General features: G+C 64.0%; 10 protein-coding genes. 1 reads left to right on the top strand and 9 read right to left on the bottom strand.

Features of this window, described 5'->3' with window-relative positions; translation table 11 throughout:
- Window positions 1-164 precede the first annotated feature (164 nt).
- The 9 genes from FFS21_RS17190 to FFS21_RS17230 form a co-directional block, all read right to left on the bottom strand.
- A complete protein-coding gene (locus tag FFS21_RS17190) occupies window positions 165-986 on the bottom strand; it encodes a ChaN family lipoprotein (RefSeq protein ID WP_137925994.1) in 822 nt (273 codons plus the stop codon).
- A complete protein-coding gene (locus FFS21_RS17195) occupies window positions 983-1,339 on the bottom strand; it encodes a DUF2149 domain-containing protein (protein WP_137925995.1) in 357 nt (118 codons plus the stop codon). Before FFS21_RS17195 ends, FFS21_RS17190 begins: the two co-directional genes overlap by 4 nt.
- Window positions 1,336-1,845 carry a MotA/TolQ/ExbB proton channel family protein gene (locus FFS21_RS17200; RefSeq protein WP_249359465.1) on the bottom strand — a complete coding sequence of 170 codons (510 nt, stop codon included), beginning with the start codon at window positions 1,843-1,845 and terminating at the stop codon, window positions 1,336-1,338. Before FFS21_RS17200 ends, FFS21_RS17195 begins: the two co-directional genes overlap by 4 nt.
- A 72-nt stretch (window positions 1,846-1,917) precedes the next feature.
- Window positions 1,918-5,895, bottom strand: coding sequence for a cobaltochelatase subunit CobN (gene cobN, locus FFS21_RS17205; protein ID WP_249359466.1), 3,978 nt, complete (start codon window positions 5,893-5,895; stop codon window positions 1,918-1,920).
- A 37-nt stretch (window positions 5,896-5,932) separates the two neighbouring features.
- A complete protein-coding gene (locus FFS21_RS17210; protein ID WP_137925997.1) occupies window positions 5,933-8,194 on the bottom strand; it encodes a TonB-dependent hemoglobin/transferrin/lactoferrin family receptor in 2,262 nt (753 codons plus the stop codon).
- A 288-nt stretch (window positions 8,195-8,482) separates the two neighbouring features.
- A complete protein-coding gene (locus FFS21_RS17215; protein WP_137925998.1) occupies window positions 8,483-11,680 on the bottom strand; it encodes an efflux RND transporter permease subunit in 3,198 nt (1,065 codons plus the stop codon).
- A 4-nt stretch (window positions 11,681-11,684) separates the two neighbouring features.
- Window positions 11,685-12,923, bottom strand: coding sequence for an efflux RND transporter periplasmic adaptor subunit (locus tag FFS21_RS17220; RefSeq protein ID WP_137925999.1), 1,239 nt, complete (start codon window positions 12,921-12,923; stop codon window positions 11,685-11,687).
- Between the two features lie 288 nt (window positions 12,924-13,211).
- Entirely contained in the window at window positions 13,212-13,856 is a 645-nt protein-coding gene (locus FFS21_RS17225) for an MOSC domain-containing protein (protein WP_137926000.1), read from the bottom strand.
- 187 nt (window positions 13,857-14,043) lie between these two features.
- A complete protein-coding gene (locus tag FFS21_RS17230; RefSeq protein WP_137926001.1) occupies window positions 14,044-15,057 on the bottom strand; it encodes a D-2-hydroxyacid dehydrogenase family protein in 1,014 nt (337 codons plus the stop codon).
- A gap of 505 nt (window positions 15,058-15,562) precedes the next feature.
- Here FFS21_RS17230 and FFS21_RS17235 point away from each other — a divergent pair.
- The gene (locus FFS21_RS17235; RefSeq protein WP_137926002.1) at window positions 15,563-17,416 is read left to right on the top strand and encodes a phosphoenolpyruvate carboxykinase (GTP); all 1,854 of its coding nucleotides are present in this window, start codon (window positions 15,563-15,565) and stop codon (window positions 17,414-17,416) included.
- The last annotated feature ends 23 nt before the right edge of the window (window positions 17,417-17,439 follow it).

Genomic DNA, 17,439 nt, shown 5'->3' on the forward strand with positions numbered 1-17,439 from the left:
ATCAGTTCGCAGTGTTGTACGAAGACCGATTTACCCACCCGCACCTCTGAGAGAATGCAGGCTTGCCAATCCATTCGACCGGCAAGCCTCTAGCTGTCCTGCACACAAAAAAACTGACAGGCCCCCCGCAAGCGGGAGAGGGGAGAAAACCGAGAGCGAGAAAACTACTTCGCCATCACCGCACCCTTGCATGGATCTTCCCGATCCTTCGTCGGCACGCGCACCACCGTGTCATACCCCGCATCCGGCGAGTCCATCTCCAGATACCCAACGCTGATTACGCGCGCATCGTCACCCAGCCAGCGCGGCACACCCACATCGCGGCGCACATGACCATTCCCCGCGATCAACACCGCACCACGGCTCGCATAAGGGCGCAGCGTTTCCGCCATCACCGCATCGCGCGCGGCCTGCGCGTTCAGCATGCCAGGCAGCATCGTCTTCGGAAAGTGACCACAGTGCCCCGCATCAAGCGTCGCGGTCTGCGCCGCAACCAAGTCCGCAGGCAATGCACGATCCAATCCAAGCGCTTTCTGCTGCGACGTAGCGAACACATCACCGAATCCACCGCGCACGATCTTCGCCGCATCGGCGCGCGACAAATTCGCGGCCAATAGCGGCAAATCGTATTGCAGTGCCAGCGCGATCACCGGCTTGTAGAGCGCCCAATCCCAACCACTCTTGCCCGATGCCTGCGCGATCACGTAGTCCACATCGCGCGGACGCTCACGGCGCGCACGATCGATGTCGGCCTGGCGCTCGCGGTCGAACTGCTCCATCGCGATGGCCGGGCGCCAGCCCGCTTCCACCGCGCGCGTCAGGGCCTGCAGGCGCTGTTGCTGCGCGGCGGCGCTGTCATGCACTTCGCCCAGCAGCACATAGGACTTGCCCGCAAAGCGCTGGCCGATGGTGTCGGGCGTGGGGGCGGTGGTGGCGCACGCACCAACAACAACAGCCGCGGCAAGGCAGATGAAAGTACGAATCATGGTTTGGGGGCTTCAGGTTGTTGCGATGACGACGATTGCACAGCGTGAGTCTCCGGCACATACACCATCGACCCATCCTTCATGCGATACGCGACGCCGGCCTTGATGCCGTCGCCCGATCCCACTTGCCCGCTCGCCTGATAGCGGACAATTTTCTCGCCCTGGCGCGACACGATTTCCATGTTCGGCTTGCCCGGGTTCGTGATGATCGTCACATCTTCATGGGTGAACGGATTCAGCGGATTCTGCGCGATGGTCACCAGCAGCGCGGCAATCACCACCAAGAACACATCGATCAGGTTCACCACCGACAGGATCGGATCGTCGCCCTCGCTTTCTTCGAGGAACTTCATTCGTCGGCCTCCCACGTCGGGCGCGACTGGCCGAGCCAGACCAGTTCCTCGGCCAGCCAGCGGCGACGCACGTTGACCACCCAGAACGTGATGCTGGCAGCGATGAGCGCCAGGATCACCGCTGAAAACGCAATCGTCAGGTTCTCGCCCACATTGGCGAGGTTGCCACCCGACAGACTCTTCAGTGCGGGCCCCATCGGGATCATCGTGGCCACCAGCCCCAGCATTGGCGCCACGCGCGTGGCGATGCGCGGACGCTCCAGCAGCTTGTGCGCCGCCACGTCGAGCGCGTCAGAGTGGCTCACCTTGTGCCGGCGCGCCCAGGCCACCAGCACGTAGCCACGCCCCGACTCCATCGGATGGCGGCCACGCAGCCACGCCTGCATCGCAAAATCGCCGAGCGCCCAGAACGCATAGAGGAACAGCAGGCCGATCAGCGCCAGCGTCGGGTACAGAAACATCTGGCCGACGTCATACATCAGGGTTTCAAGCAAAGTAGGAGTCATGATATCTATGCGAGTAATACTTGATGCTAATTTATACGATTAAAAATTCTTAATTTGGATATTCGACACATCTCAATCCGTCAGTCGCCGTCGTGCGCTGAGGGCTCCGCCGATCAGCGCTGCGGCCAGCGCGATGCCACCCGCCAGCCAAGATAGCACTGGCACAAGCGCCGCAGCAGGCGGTTTGCGCACTTCGAGCCGCATGCCTTGGACGGGCTGCGGTTGAGGCTGGGCCGACGCAGCGGGAGCCGGAGGTGTCGGTTCCCCTGCCTTCGCTGCGGGCGGCGCAGCGCGCGGGGGCACCGGTGCAGCAGGCGTCTGCATGCCATACCCGGCCTGCGCCGTCGCCACTGTCTTCCGATACGCATTGAATTGCCGATTGCCGCTGCGGATATCGTGATCCTTTGCGAGCGCGTCATATCGTTGCGCCAAGGTCTTCAACATCGCGGCGTCGGCGCGCCAGTAGCCCTTGCGCGCGGCCTCCATCATGCGTTCGATGACCTGGGCCTGTGCCTGCGGCGCGTGCTGCGCGAACCATTCGTTCAACCCGAGCTTGTGCTTGTCATTGACGTAGACCTCCGCGAACTCGGTCCACTGGTCGTCGCGCACGATCTCGGGCGAGGTCGCCGTCCACCCCCAGAAGTTATTCACGGTATCGAGCACGTTCAACGCGCCGCTATAGCCCTCGGCCTTCATGCCTTCGATCCAGCCCGGATGGAAGTAACGCGTGCGCAGTTCCGTAGCGAGAAAGCCCGCCGCCGTCTCGGTCTTCGCATGATTGGCATCGCGCAGATTCGAGATCAGCAGCTCGGGCGCCCTGCCTGTCAGGTGCCGCACCGCGAGACCGATGCCGCCGAGATACTGGAAGGGATCGTCCGTGGTCAGCATGCCGTAGAGATTGGAACTGCGCGCCAGCAGCGCACCGTCCACGCCCTTGAGATTCTCCGCATAGAGATTGGTCTGCGGCAGCTCCTCGCCCCAATGCTTCTCGTCGGGACCGTAGGCGTATTGCATGCGCGCGAGGTAGACATTGGCGAGCTTTGCATCGGCGGCCTTGCCACTGCCAAACGAATCGGTCGCTTGCGTGGCATCGTCGAGACCCGTGCCGTAGTTGCCCGATTCGCTCGCGAAGATGCGCGTGACGGCCAGCCCGTCGAGCCGATCCTGCGGCACGCCCGCCTTCACCAACTGCGCGCGCATCGCACGCGTATTCGCGGCTACGTTGTTGTCCGCTTCCGGCTGCGCCGCCGCCAGCTTCACCGCTTCCGCGAGCCACTTCATGAGGTTGGGGAAATGATCGCGATAGAGGCCCGTCGCCGACAACACCACATCCACACGAGGACGTCCGAGTTCGCTCGACGGTATCGCCTCCACACCGGTCACGCGGCCACCGTCATCCCATTTCGGACGAATGCCGAGCACGGCCATCGCCTGCGCTTCGAGCATGCCCTGATGGCGCATGGTCTCCACACTCCACAGCGAAAACGCGAGCTTCTTCGGCCACTGGCCATGACGCTTGCGCCAGTCCGCGATCATCGCTTCCGCAGCGGCCTGTCCAGCCTTCCACGCTTCGCGGCTCGGCACTTTTGAAGGATCAAAGCCATAGAGATTGCGGCCCGTGGGCAACGCATCGGGATTGCGTACGGGATCGCCACCCGTACCGGTCTTCACGTACTGTCCCGAGAGCGCGGTCAACAATGCTTCGGCCTCCGGCTGCGCGTCGAGGCTCACATACAGTTGCCGCGCGCGCTGCATGTCCTCGCGCTGCTTCGGATCGGACAGTGTGTCGAGCGGCGTGTTCCCGATGACATAGCGATGCACCATTGCATAGGGTGCGGTCTTCGTCAGTTGCGCGAAGTCCACCGCGAACAGTTCTTCGGGCTCCTCGGGGAACACGCGCTTGAGCCAGTCCCTGCCGAGCATCGCCATCGTCGTGAACAGTCTCAAGCCCTCGTCCTGCGAGTGTCCCAACGTGTGCAGCCCATAAGGTTGCAGCGTGCCGCCGAGATCGTGCAGGTGCGTGTGCAGCGCATCGAGATACACGACGAAATCCTTGCGCGCACGCGCCTCGGTCCAGCCCATGTCTTCGAACACATGCATCGACTTGCTGCGTGCGAGGATGTCGGCTGCGAGCGTGTCCTTCACCGCGCCCTCGTCCTGTGCGAGGTACGCGTGCAGTTGATCGTGAAGATGCGTCAGGTCGGTGTGCAGCCCTGCGGGCCGGAACGGTGGCGTCTGATGGCTGACGATCACCGCGCGGCCACGTCGCTTGGCCTGGATCGCCTCGCCCACGTCATCGACGATATAGGGATAGATGACCGGGACATCGCCGAGCACGAGGTAGGGCGCATCGGTCACGGCCAGCGCGCGCTCCTTGCCCGGCGTCCACTCCTGCGTGCCATGCGTGCCGTAGTGCACCAGCGCGTCGCGGTCCTGCCGGGCCCACAGGTAGGCAGCCATGTAGAAATGGTTCAACGGCGTCTTCGTCGAGTGATACAGCGCTTTCTCGTCGGTGGCGCTGCGTTCGCCGCGCGGCGGCACCGGCATCAGCGCCACGTTGCCAACCTGAAGACGTGGAATCACGAAACCCGGCTCGCCATTGCGCGTGGTGGCCATCGACGATTGCTCGGGCTGTCCCCAGCGCTGCGTCACGCTGTCACGCAACGCGGCGGGCTGCGCATCGAACCATGCGCGATAGCGCGACATCGGCATCCACACCGCGTGGTCGGATGCGAGCAGCGGTTGCAGTGTGCCGGTGCGATAGAACGGCGCCAGCAGTGCACCGAGTTCGCGTTGCAACGTCGTTTCATCGAGCGTGTCTGTGCGATAGCCCGTCGCCTGCAATGCAGCAAGCGTACTCGCAAGGCTGCGCGGCAGATTAAGAAACGATGCAGACAGATTCTTCTCGCCGGACGGGTAGTTGTAGAACAGGATGGCCACGCGCTTCCCGGCATTTGGCGTGGACTGCAACCGCGCGAGCGCGACCGCCTTGCCTGCCACGGCATCGACCTGCTCCGGAATGCCGACGATTGCGCCATCGCGCTTCGACGTGGCGGCGGCGAGCATCGGGTCCATCACGCCTGCTAGTTCGGGCTGCACGAGATAGAAGGGCGTATCCGTCAGGCTGATGCCATGTGGATCGGCAGCCCAATCGGCGGCATCGCCCTTGCGATAGGGCATCACCTGCAACACCGGCACACCGAGTGTTTCGAACTCGGCCTTGCGTCCCTGCGGATTGAGCATGATCTGCCCATTGATCAGCACATCGACGAGGCGCTTGCCATCCGGCGCCACCATGCGCGTGATGGCATCGGCTTCCATGATCGGGCCATAGAAGACGAGGGCGCGTGCGTGACGCGATTCGATGCGCGCGATCAGGTCATCGATGAACGCGCTGTCGAGGCCCGACACATAGGCTTGGTGGATGGCGATGCCGATCACCGGCATACCGTCTGCACCCGATGCTTTCAACGCTTCCGCAGGCGTGGTCGTGATGACGTCTGGCAAGCGGGGATGGTAGTACGCCGCCTTCGGAAATATCACCGGCGGCGGGATCGATGCATCCGCGCGCAAGCGAAACTGCGCGGACGCCACGGTGCGCAGCATCGCATCGAAGTTGGCGCGGCCACCGTTCGCGTAGTAGGTCTGCATGCGCTTTGCCAAGGCATCGTCGACACCGTGTGCCTCGTATCGATCCGTCGCCAGCAAGACGCGCGGCGTGGTCGATGTGGTCCACAACGGACCGAGTTGCGCGAGCATCGCCGTGACGATATGGTCGCGCGGCGCATCGACGATCAGCAGGTCCGTCTTCGTCGCAAAGCTACCGAGTTCCTGCGCGGAGAGCTTCTCGATATAGCGCGCCTCCAGCGTCATGCCGTGCTGCGCGGCCATCTCGCGCAGGGGTTCGAACTTACCGGCGGGCACCGGCGATGCGGTCAGGATGTGGATGCCCGGCGCGGCGGCATGCGCGGACATCGCCATCATCGCGGCCAGCAGCCACCCCAGGAACGCCAACCACCGCGCCTTTGCCGATAACAATTGTTGAAACATCGTGTCTCCTCCTGATGGCTTGTGCGTCATGCGTGCGTCAGAACGCGACCTTGACGCTGGCCGCCACCGTCCGGCCTGGTTGTGTATAGAAATCGAGGCCAGGGTCTGTCGCGGTCACGCCGGTCTGGCGCACATCGCCCCAGAGCCAGTACTTCTTGTCGAACAGGTTGTTGATCGCGAGCGTCAGCGTGGCGCGCTTGCCGAAGCGCCACCATGCCTGCAGATCGACCACGCCATAGCCACCAGGCTTGAAGTACTGCGTGCGCGAATCGTCCGTGCGCGTCACGGCCTTCGCACCGCGCCAGCGCAGTGCGGCACCGGGACCATCCTCACGCTGCGGCTCCCATGTCAGCCCTGCCGATGCGCGCAATGGCGACACCGTATTGAGCGGCTGATCCTTCTGCTGGTTCGTGCCATGCGCATACGCTACCGCGCCATCCACGCGCCACTGCGGCAGGAAGCGCCACGATCCACGCCACTCTGCACCATAGATGCGCACCTTCGATTGATTGCGGTACTGGTAGGTAGCGCGCATGCCAGACAGGCACGACGGATCGGACGGACAACGGAGCATCACCTGTTCGATGAAGTCCGTGTAGCGATTGTCGTACATGGCCACGCTGCTCTGCACGGTGTCGCTGGTGTAGCGCACGCCCACTTCGAACGAGCGGCTTTTCTCGGGGTCAAGATCGCCATTCGGCGCTGCGCCGTAGCCCTGCACCGGATTGCGGAAGCTGCCGTTGATCTCGCGATAGCTCGGCGCGCGATAGCCAAACACGTATTGCGCCCACACGTTGATGCGATCCGTCGCCTGCCACAGTGCGGACAGCTTCGGCGACAGGTTCGAATCGCTCTTGTCGATAGGCGCCTTGCCGTTTGCGCTGTGATACAGCGAATCGTCATCGGGACCGAGCGAGTACTGGTCAAAGCGCAGGCCCGGCGTCAGCGTGAAACGGCCATCGAAGAAACGCAGTTCGTCCTGCACGAACACACCGATCTGACGCGTCTCGCCCTTGGGGAAATCGTGCAGCGGGAAGTTCTCGCCAGCCAGCGATTTCACAGTGGTACCGGTCGTGGTGTTGACCACGGTCGCGTCGCGCATTTCCTCGGATGTCGTCTGAAGAAAATCCACGCCGCCGATCAGCCGATGCTCGACACTACCCGTGCGAAAACCCTTGTCGGCCTGCACGTTGAAGCCGGTCTGCGCTTGTTCGAAGCCGAAATCGAGTCCCACATTGCAGAGGTTTCTGCCAGGCCGCGTGCCCGAACATCCCGCGCTGGTGCCGCTGCGCACCTGATCGGTATGCGTGCCCGAATCGCTCTGCTGGTAGTACACCGATGCCGTGAGCCGATCGAGCACCGCATTGGCAGGACGCCATTCGTAATCGAGCGAGATACGGTCGCGTTTCATCTCCTCCGTGCCATCGGCCTGCGTCACGCGAGGCAGCGCGGGCGTGAGGCGCAGCATGTTCGTGCTGCTGTGCGCATCGCGCCGCTCATAGGTCAGGCGGAAACGTTGCCGGGGCGTGGCGTTCAGCACCACCTTGCCAAGATAGGCATTGGTCTCGCCGCGCTGCGGATTCGGTGTGGTGCGGTAGATCGAGGTCGAATCGTTCGCACCCATGTTCTGCATCTCGTGCGACGTGCGGTGCGCGTACATGAACAGGCCCTGCACCGTGTCGTTGCCGCCGGCCACGCCCACGGTCTGGCGGAAGCCGTCATCGATGCCATTCCATTCGAGCCCCGCTTCGGCACCAGCTTTCTTACCGCGCATCAGATCCACGGGATCTTTCGTCGCATACGACACCACGCCGCCGATGGCATCGGAACCATAGAGGCTCGATGCGGGACCACGTAGTACTTCGACGCGTTTCAGGAACGAGAACTCCGGCGCCTCGCGCGTGGATGTCGAGATATTCGACGGCCCGCCCCCGCTGTAGTAGTCGGGCAGGCGTACGCCATCGACCATCTGTAGCACCCGGTTGTCTTCGATGCCCCGGATGTTCACGCTGCCCGCGCCAAAGCGGCGACGGTCGCGCGGCACGTCGATGTCGGGTTCGTCGGCAAAGAGGCCGGTCTCGTCAACGGGCATGGCCTGCCCGATCCTGCGCGCGTCTTCCACCGTGATGGTGGACGCCACCGCATCGGCGCGTTCCTCGGTGCGCGTGGCGGTGACCACCACCTCCCCGAGTTGCCGCACCTCCTCGGCACATAGCGGTGCGCTCAGCATGGCGCAAAGTGTGGCGACAGGTGTCGTCCTGAAATTGGCGCATGAGCGCGCCAGCCAACGGCATGTCATCGGTTTTTCCCCCTGATGGAAAGCGATAACGCTGGCTGGCTGAAATGCCGCGTGGCCGATGAGGTCCTCGCGTCAGGGGGCGGATGGCTGGCATGCGTGCACGGCGGGCCCTGTGGTTGGTGTGTGGGTGTCTCGCCGGAAACGAGAATTATTCTCGTTTATTTCCGAATCGACAAGAGCCGTTGTGCAAGGTGCCCTGTTGTTGTTGGAGAACGACGAGGCGCGACGGGGAACGATCGGAAAAGACTGACTCCCGCTCCCGCCTGCGCGGGAGGGGAGCAGGGAACATCAGTGCGAGACGGCCTCGGGCTGCTTCACGTCGAGCGGGTTGCCCTCGGCGTCGATCTGCAGCGGGCCGGTGCCGGAGTACTTGTCCAGCGCCAGGTAGATCACCGGCGTGATGAACAGCGTGATGACTTGCGAGAACAGCAGGCCGCCCACCACCGCCAGGCCCAGCGGCTGACGCAGTTCGGCGCCCGCACCCAGACCCAGGGCGAGCGGCAGGGCGCCCATCACGGCGGCGAACGTGGTCATCATGATCGGACGGAAGCGCAGCAGGCACGCCTGCCGGATCGCCTTCGCCGGATGCATGCCCTGTTCGCGCTGCGCAGCCAGCGCGAAGTCGATCATCATGATCGCGTTCTTCTTCACGATGCCGATCAGCATCAGCACGCCAATCGTCGCAATCAGCGATAGCTCCACGTTGAACAGGTACAACGTAGCCAAAGCGCCAATCGCCGCCGAGGGCAGACCGGCGAGAATCGTCAGCGGGTGAATGTAGCTCTCATACAGCACGCCCAGCAGCGTGTAGATCACCGCCAGCGCCGCCACAAGCAGCACCACCTGCGTGGCCTGCGAGGACTGGAACACGGCCGCATCGCCGCCCCAGCTCGTGAAGATCGACGCGGGCACTTCCAGTTCCTGCTTGTAGCGATCCATCAGCTTCGACGCGTCGCCCAGCGGCGCACCCGGCGCGAGGTTGAACGACACGGTCACCGAGGGCAACTGCCCCTGGTGATTCACCGCAATCGGTCCCACGCGGCGCTCGGTGGTGGCAAAGGCCGACACCGGCACCATCTGGCCGGTCTTGCTGCGCACGTAGAGCTTGGAGAACGCAGTCTCATCCACGCGATCCACATCGGCGGCGGTCAGGATCACGTAGTAGTTGTCGATGGGCGTATAGATCGTGGAGACCTGCCGCTCGCCGAATGCGGTGTACAGCGCCGTGCGAACGTCCTGGATCTGCACGCCCAGCGCATTGGCCTTGTCGCGGTCGATGGTCAGGTGCGCCTCAAGGCCCGACTGCTGCGAATCGCTCGTCACGTCGCGGAACATCGGCTCGGCGCGCATCTTGGCCATGAGCTTGTCGCTGAACTCCTGCAACTGCCCGGCCTTCACGCTCTGCAGCGTGTACTGGTAGCGGCTCTTGCTCTGGCGTCCGCCCAGGCGCAGGTTCTGCACGGGCGAGAAATACACCTGCAGCCCCGGCACGCCCGAGACATCCTTTCGCAGCGACTCCACCACCTGCGGCATCTTCACGCGCTCGCCAAGCGGCTTCAGTTCCACGAACATGCGGCCCGTGTTGATGGCCGGCGACGGCCCGCCGCCAATCGATGCCACCACGCTCTTCACCGACGGATTCGCGCGGATACGCTCGGCAGCATCGCGCAGGCGCTCGGACATCGCTTCGAACGAAATGTCCTGCGGCCCTTCGGCATTTACCTGGATCTGGCCGATGTCTTCCTCGGGGAAGAAGCCCTTCGGAATCTTCACGAACATCACGGCGGTAATCACGAACGTGAGACCCGCGATACCGAGCACGAAGCGGCGATGCGCCAGGCACCAGTCCAGCCCGCGCGCATAGTTGTGCAACGTCCATTCGAACAGGTCTTCGAACCACTGCGTGGAGCGCATGCCGATGGTCTGCTTCTGCACCACGCGATGCACGGGCGCGCCCGCTGCGTGATCGCCATAGGCATGCTGCGATTCATCGACAGGTACGTTCTCCGCCGACAGGAAGCGCGCGCACAACATCGGGATCAGCGTCAGCGAGACCAGCGCCGAGACCAGGATCGACAGCGACACCACCGCCGCGAATTCGTGGAACAGCAGGCCGATCACCCCCGGCATGAAGAAGATCGGGATGAACACGGCCACCAGCGAAATCGAGATCGACAGGATGGTGAAGCCCATCTCGCGCGAACCCACCAGCGCGGCCTTGAGCGGCGGCACGCCTTCCTCGATATGGCGCACGATGTTCTCGAGCATCACGATGGCGTCGTCCACCACCAGACCCACGGCCAGCGTGATGGCCAGCAGCGACACGTTGTCGAGGCTGTAGCCGAACGCCTTCATCAGCGCCACGGTGCCGATCAGCGAGATGGGCAGCGAGACCGTGGGAATCAGCGTGGCCGCCGCGCGGCGCAGGAACAGGAAGATGACCAGCACCACCAGCGCCACGGTCAGCGCCAGCGTGAACTGTACGTCATGGATCGATTCGCGGATCGATACCGAGCGGTCGTTCACCACGGCCACGTTGACCGATTCCGGCATCTGCTGCTTCAGGCGCGGCAGCGCATTCCTGACGGCATCGACCACGGCCACCGTGTTGGCATCAGGCTGGCGCTGCACGGCCAATACGATGGAGCGTTCGTTGTTGAGCCAGCTACCGGTCTTGATGGTCTCGACGCTGTCTTCCACATCGGCCACGTCAGAGAGTCGCACCACGGCGCCGCTAGGCTGGCTCGCCACGATGATGTTGCGGAACGCTTCCGCACTCGTCATCTGGCGATTGGCCTGGATGGTCAGCGTCTGTCGCGCGCCATCGAGCGTACCGACCGGCGTGTTGGCATTGGCGCGATTCAATGCCGTGGCGAGCTCGTCGAGCGTGAGACCGCGCGCGGCGAGTGCATCGGGGTGCGCACGCACGCGCACCGAGAAACGTTTCTGACCGTAGACCTGCACCTGCGCCACGCCGGGCAATGTGGCCAGCGTGGGCGAGATCAGGTTGTCGCCGAATGCATTCAGTTCGCCCAGGCTCATTGATGGCGAATTGATGGCCAGCAAGATCACCGGTGCGTCCGCCGGGTTCACCTTGCGGTACGACGGCGGCACCGTCATCTCGATCGGCAACGAACGTTGCGCGCGGAACAGCGCGGCCTGCACGTCAACGGCCGCATCGTCGATACTGCGGTCGCTGTTGAATTCGATGGTGATGCTGGAGTTGCCGAGCGTGTTCGACGAACTGATCACGGTCACGCCCGGAATCGTCGCGAACTGCTTTTCCAGTTGCGTGGCCACCGAAGCCGCCATGGTCTCGGGACTCGCCCCGGGCAGCGTGGCGGTGACCTGGATCACCGGCGAGTTGAAGCTGGGCAGCGCGGCAATCGGAATCGTCGGATACAACACGATGCCGGTGACGATGACGGCCAGGCACAGCAGCACCGTCATCACGGGCCGGCGGATACAAAGCTCGGACAAACTCATGATGTCAGTGTCCGTTGCCGTTGGGTGCTGCCGCTGGAGCCGATGCTGCGGCACCACGCGCCGGCACTTCGCGCACCAGCGTGCCCGGACGCAGGTTCTGCGCGCCCTCGATCACCACGCGGGCCTTGGGCTGCACGCCTTCGACCACGGCGGCTGCGGCGGTGGTGACGATGACCTTCACCGGCACGCGCGCCACCTTGCTGTCCGGCTGCACCACGTAGACAAAGCGGCCCTCGGGACCTGTCACCACGGCTTGCGGCGGCACGCTCAGCGCATCCTTCAGCGTCTGCACCGTGGCGCTGACGTTGGCATAGGTGCCGGGCCAGAGCCGGCTTTCCGCGTTGTCGAACATCGCCTTGACGCGGATGCTGCCGTATTGCGGGTCCACCGTGTTGTCGACGAACGTGATCTTGCCGGTGACCGGGTTCTTGTTGCCGTCGTTGGGCTGGGCCGTCACGGCCACCGGGCCGGCACGCAGCGCATCGCGCAGCGCAGCCAGTTGCCGCTCCGGCAGCGTGAACGTGACCGTGATCGGCGCGATCTGGGCCACGGTCACCATCGGCAAGGCATTGGTCGGCGTCACCAGCGAACCGGGGAAGACATTGATGATGCCGGTGCGTCCGCCGATGGTCGCGCGGATGGTGCCGTAGCTGATGGCCACCTGGCTGGCCTCGATGGCAGCCTGGTCAGCGCGGATCGTGGCTTCGAATCCATCCACCTTCGCCTGGGCCGTATCCACGGCGCTGCGCGAAATGAAATTGCGCTGCAGCAGTTCCTGGCTGCGCGCCAGCGTGCGGCGGGCATCGGAGAGATCTGCCTGATCGCGCATGAGCTGGGCGCGGGCCTTTGCCAGATTGGCTTCGTCCATGCGCGAATCGAGCGAGAACAGCAGATCGCCCGGCTTCACGGTCTGGCCTTCCTTGATATGCACGGTGCGCACGGTGCTCGATACCTGTGGGCGCACGTCCACGCTCTGCATGGCCGTCACGGTGCCGTTGGCGTTGACTTCCACGGGCACGTCGCCCTGCTGCACGAGGGCAGTAGCCACAGCCGCAGCGCTGGGGCCCTTGGCTACAGGCTTCGGGGCGAGCCACGTCTTCCAGCCGAACCACCCGGCAATTGCCACGACCAGTACCGCGATCACCACTACCCATGGCGATGTACGGCCACGGCCCGTGCTGGCGGCCGCGCTCCAGTTCCCATCGACAAAGCCTTTCGGCTGGTCGATCCCATCTGATTTCATGTGAGGACCCTCAATTGCCGCATGGCGCGCTCCCCAAAACGTGGCACCCGGCGTCTTGGCACCGGATTTTGCCCGCGCGAACCGCTACTAGTACCGCGCCTCGCCCATCCAGGCAAAGCGCGTTGTATTACAAGCCATTACAGCATCGATGGGGACGGATGGAGGGCCGGCGGGATGGCAGCCCCCGGCGGTGGCCAAAATGCTTGTATCAGACCTAAAACATTAGCAGAAAAGCCGGTTCGGGCCACTGGGGAATAACGCGGGAAAGGGGAGGTTTCGGCGGAAAACTCAGGCGTTTTCCCGCCGATTGAGGCTTTCGAGCGACACTTCACGTGGCCCTGGAACCAGCACCACGCCATCGCCAGCCCGTATGACACCTGGGCGCGCCACGCCCAGGTACACGCCCGAAAAGCCACTGCGGGTCATGTCGCGCACGGCATGCGCATAGCCCAGGGCGGCATTCAGTTTGAAGCAGGGGCGACGTGTCGATTTCACCACAAACTCGACATCGCCGATGTAGAGGTGGTCTCCCACCCACAGTGCGGTTTCGAGCAATCCTTGCGTGGTCAGGTTCTCGCCCATCGCACCAAACGCCAGCGGACGCTCGGCTTCTTCCACGCCGGCTTCGCGCCGCCGGGTGTTCCACCAGGTGTAATGCTCGATCGGATAGGCATAGACGGCGCGATCCGGGCCACCGTGGACAGTGCGGTCCACCTGTTCATCGCCCGCCATGCCGAGCCGATGCACGCCCACCGCGATAGGGTGATGCTGGGTGCTGAGGGGGTGCTTGCGAATGGCCGACATGACCACGGCCTCGGTTCCGGCACCCGCCACGACCAGCGGCAGCGCCGTCCCCACATTGACAGCCAGTACGCGCCGGACGGCAGGGCCGCCGGTGCCCATTGGATTGGGACGCGGATCGGATTCGGCCACGGTACGCCCTCCTTGCGTGTGCGGGGCCCGCGCGGGTGCCCAGCTTTTCGCTGGTGCCACGCGCTGACTTTGTGAACCGAGTGTACCGGCTCGTCCACGCGTTTGAGGATGGGTAATGTGGGGAAACAGACGCTCCCGGCACACGCGCCAAGCGCGCGCCGGGGCAGGGGTGAGGCAGGGACGAAACTCAGCGCGAAAGCGCAGGCGTCAGCGCCTTGGGATTGGCGATGCTGTCGTGCTTGCCGCCCAGCACGTCGAGGATGTTCTGGAACGCGGTGCGGAAGTACAGCTCGTAGCTGTCACGCTCCACATAGCCCAGGTGCGGCGTGCAGATGCAGTTCTCCATGCGCAGCAGCGCGTGGCCCTGCAGGATCGGCTCGGATTCGAAGACGTCGATGGCCGCCATGCCGGGGCGGCCCCGGTTCAGCGCGGCCACGAGCGCGTTTTCCTCGATCAGCTCGGCACGGCTGGTATTCACGAAAAGCGCCGTGGGCTTCATGCGTTGCAGGTCAGACAGCTTGACGATGCCGCGCGTCTCGTCGTTCAGGCGCAGGTGCAGCGACAGCACGTCGCTGTCGGCGAACAGTTGCTCGACGGATTCCGCCACGTTCAGGCCGTCGTCGCGCGCCGCCTGTTGCGACGCCTCGCGGCCCCAGACCAGCACGTTCATGCCGAACGCACGCCCGAAGCCAGCCAGCAGCTTGCCGATCTTGCCGTAGCCCCAGATCCCCAGCGTCTGGCCACGCAACACCTGGCCCAGCCCGAAATTCGGCGGCATCGTGGTCGACTTCAGGCCCGACTGCTGCCAGGCGCCATGCTTGAGGCTGGCCACGTACTGCGGAATGCGGCGCTGGGCCGCCATGATCAACGCCCACGTGAGTTCGGCGGGTGCCACGGGCGATCCCACGCCTTCCAGCACCACGATGCCACGGTCGGTGCAGGCTTCGATATCCACATGACTACCGGCCCGGCCCGTCTGGCTGATGATGCGCAGCTTGGGCAGCTTCTCGAGCAACTGACGCGTCACTCGCGTCCGTTCGCGGATCAACACCAGCGCCTCCACATCGGAGAGGCGCGCGGCCAACTGGCCCACACCTTTGACGGTATTGTTGAAAACCTTCACGTCATGCCCTTCCAGCAGGGAAAAGCAGGGCAGCTTGCGCACGGCGTCCTGGTAATCGTCGAGAACGGCAATCTTCATTGGTGACTCTTTGAACGGGGGCTTGGTGCGCGCGGCCACAGAATCAGCGCGCGCCGGACAGTATTGTTGGCTTCCCTGACGCAACATCCACGACAGACAAGCGCAGGAATTCGAACAGCCATTTTGACAGGGGCGACAATGCTGCGCAGCAAAAAACAGGGGGCCCGTAGAGTGGTATTCTTGCCCGCTTCCGCGACGCGACAGGTTGGTCGAGCCAAGCTCCCACTCCCTGTTCGCCGCCGGACAATGCCCGACCGGCCCCTGCCGTCCGTCAGAAACGGACGAAGCGCAACTGTATCGCAGCCGCAGGGACCCCCGCGACCCTTTGCCCTCAATTGGTCGCCGCCGAGTTGTAACGGGATGTGACCACACCGTATGCGAGCGTTTTGCCTTCTTTCCCGGCAGGCGCCCGGCCCGGTAGCCGGTCTTCCCCGCTCACTCCGCACCCGGCCCCTCGCGCCGGTTGGACATTGCAAGGTTTCTTTTTCGCTTTGGAGCAGTAGATATGAACCACCCCACAATGCAAGGCACACCGGCCCTGAACGTGCCGGCCTGGGTAAAGAACCAGAAACTGGTCGCCTGGGTTGCCGAGATCGCTTCCCTGACCAAGCCGGACCAGATCTACTGGTGCGATGGCTCGCAGGAAGAATATGACCGCCTGTGCGAACTGATGGTCGCTGCGGGCACCATGCGCCGCCTGAACCCGGCCAAGCGCAAGAATTCGTTCCTGGCGCTGTCGGACCCTTCCGACGTGGCACGTGTGGAAGACCGCACCTTCATCTGCTCCGAGAAGAAGGAAGACGCCGGCCCCACCAACAACTGGACTGCACCGGCAGAAATGCGCCAGACGCTGTCTGGCCTGTTCGACGGCTGCATGCGCGGCCGCACCATGTACGTGGTGCCGTTCTCGATGGGCCCGCTGGGTTCGCCGATCGCGCACATCGGCGTGGAACTGTCCGATTCGCCGTACGTGGCCGTGAACATGCGCATCATGACGCGCATGGGTCGCGCCGTGTACGATGTGCTGGGCACCGACGGCGAGTTCGTGCCGTGCGTGCACACCGTGGGCAAGCCGCTGGCTGCTGGCGAGCAGGACGTGGCATGGCCGTGCAACAAGACCAAGTACATCGTCCACTTCCCGGAATCGCGCGAGATCTGGTCGTTCGGTTCGGGCTACGGCGGCAATGCGCTGCTGGGCAAGAAGTGCTTCGCACTGCGGATCGCCTCGACCATGGGCCGCGACGAAGGCTGGCTGGCCGAACACATGCTGATCCTGGGCGTAACCTCGCCCGAGGGCAAGAAGTACCACGTGGCCGCTGCATTCCCGTCGGCCTGCGGCAAGACCAACTTCGCGATGCTGATCCCGCCCAAGGGCTACGAAGGCTGGAAGATCACGACGATCGGCGACGACATCGCGTGGATCAAGCCGGGCCAGGACGGCCGTCTCTACGCCATCAACCCGGAAGCCGGCTACTTCGGCGTGGCCCCGGGCACGAGCGAGAAGACCAACTACAACGCGATGGCGACCCTCAAGGAAAACGTCATCTTCACCAACGTGGCGCTGACCGATGACGGCGACGTGTGGTGGGAAGGCATGACCCGCGAAGCCCCGGCGCACCTGGTGGACTGGCAGGGCAAGGATTGGACGCCTGCTATCGCCAAGGAGACCGGCGCCAAGGCCGCGCACCCGAACGCCCGCTTCACCGCCCCGGCCTCGCAGTGCCCGTCGATCGACGACAACTGGGACAACCCGGCTGGCGTGCCCATCGACGCCTTCATCTTCGGTGGCCGCCGCAGCACCACGGTGCCGCTGGTGACCGAAGCGCGCAACTGGACCGAAGGCGTCTACATGGCCGCCACGATGGGCTCGGAAACCACCGCCGCCGCTGCTGGCCAGCAAGGCGTGGTACGCCGCGACCCGTTCGCGATGCTGCCGTTCTGCGGCTACAACATGAGCGACTACTTCGGCCACTGGCTCGCACTCGGCAAGAAGCTGGAAGCCTCTGGCGCCAAGCTGCCGAAGTTCTACTGCGTGAACTGGTTCCGCAAGGACGCCGACGGCAACTTCGTCTGGCCGGGCTTCGGCGAGAACATGCGCGTCCTGTCGTGGATGATCGACCGCGTGGAAGGCCGTGGCGAAGGCGTTGACCACGTCTTCGGCACGTCGCCGCGCTACACCGACCTGAACTGGAACGGCCTGCCGTTCACGGCCGAGCAGTTCGAACAAGTCACGTCGATCGACCACGCCGCCTGGCAACAGGAACTGGCGCTGCACGACGAACTGTTCACGCAGCTCAAGCACAACCTGCCGCAGGCACTGGTGGAAACGAAGGACGCACTGGCCAAGCGCCTGGGCTGAGTTTCGTTTTTTGCTTTGAGGAA

The organism is Cupriavidus sp. 2SB (assembly GCF_005503625.1).
GTDB lineage: Bacteria > Pseudomonadota > Gammaproteobacteria > Burkholderiales > Burkholderiaceae > Cupriavidus.

Coding starts and splice junctions, on each gene's coding strand:
- FFS21_RS17190 (WP_137925994.1), bottom strand. CDS start 986: ATGATTCGTACTTTCATCTGCCTTGCCGCGGCTGTTGTTGTTGGTGCG.
- FFS21_RS17195 (WP_137925995.1), bottom strand. CDS start 1,339: ATGAAGTTCCTCGAAGAAAGCGAGGGCGACGATCCGATCCTGTCGGTG.
- FFS21_RS17200 (WP_249359465.1), bottom strand. CDS start 1,845: ATGACTCCTACTTTGCTTGAAACCCTGATGTATGACGTCGGCCAGATG.
- cobN (WP_249359466.1), bottom strand. CDS start 5,895: ATGTTTCAACAATTGTTATCGGCAAAGGCGCGGTGGTTGGCGTTCCTG.
- FFS21_RS17210 (WP_137925997.1), bottom strand. CDS start 8,194: ATGACATGCCGTTGGCTGGCGCGCTCATGCGCCAATTTCAGGACGACA.
- FFS21_RS17215 (WP_137925998.1), bottom strand. CDS start 11,680: ATGAGTTTGTCCGAGCTTTGTATCCGCCGGCCCGTGATGACGGTGCTG.
- FFS21_RS17220 (WP_137925999.1), bottom strand. CDS start 12,923: ATGAAATCAGATGGGATCGACCAGCCGAAAGGCTTTGTCGATGGGAAC.
- FFS21_RS17230 (WP_137926001.1), bottom strand. CDS start 15,057: ATGAAGATTGCCGTTCTCGACGATTACCAGGACGCCGTGCGCAAGCTG.
- FFS21_RS17235 (WP_137926002.1), top strand. CDS start 15,563: ATGAACCACCCCACAATGCAAGGCACACCGGCCCTGAACGTGCCGGCC.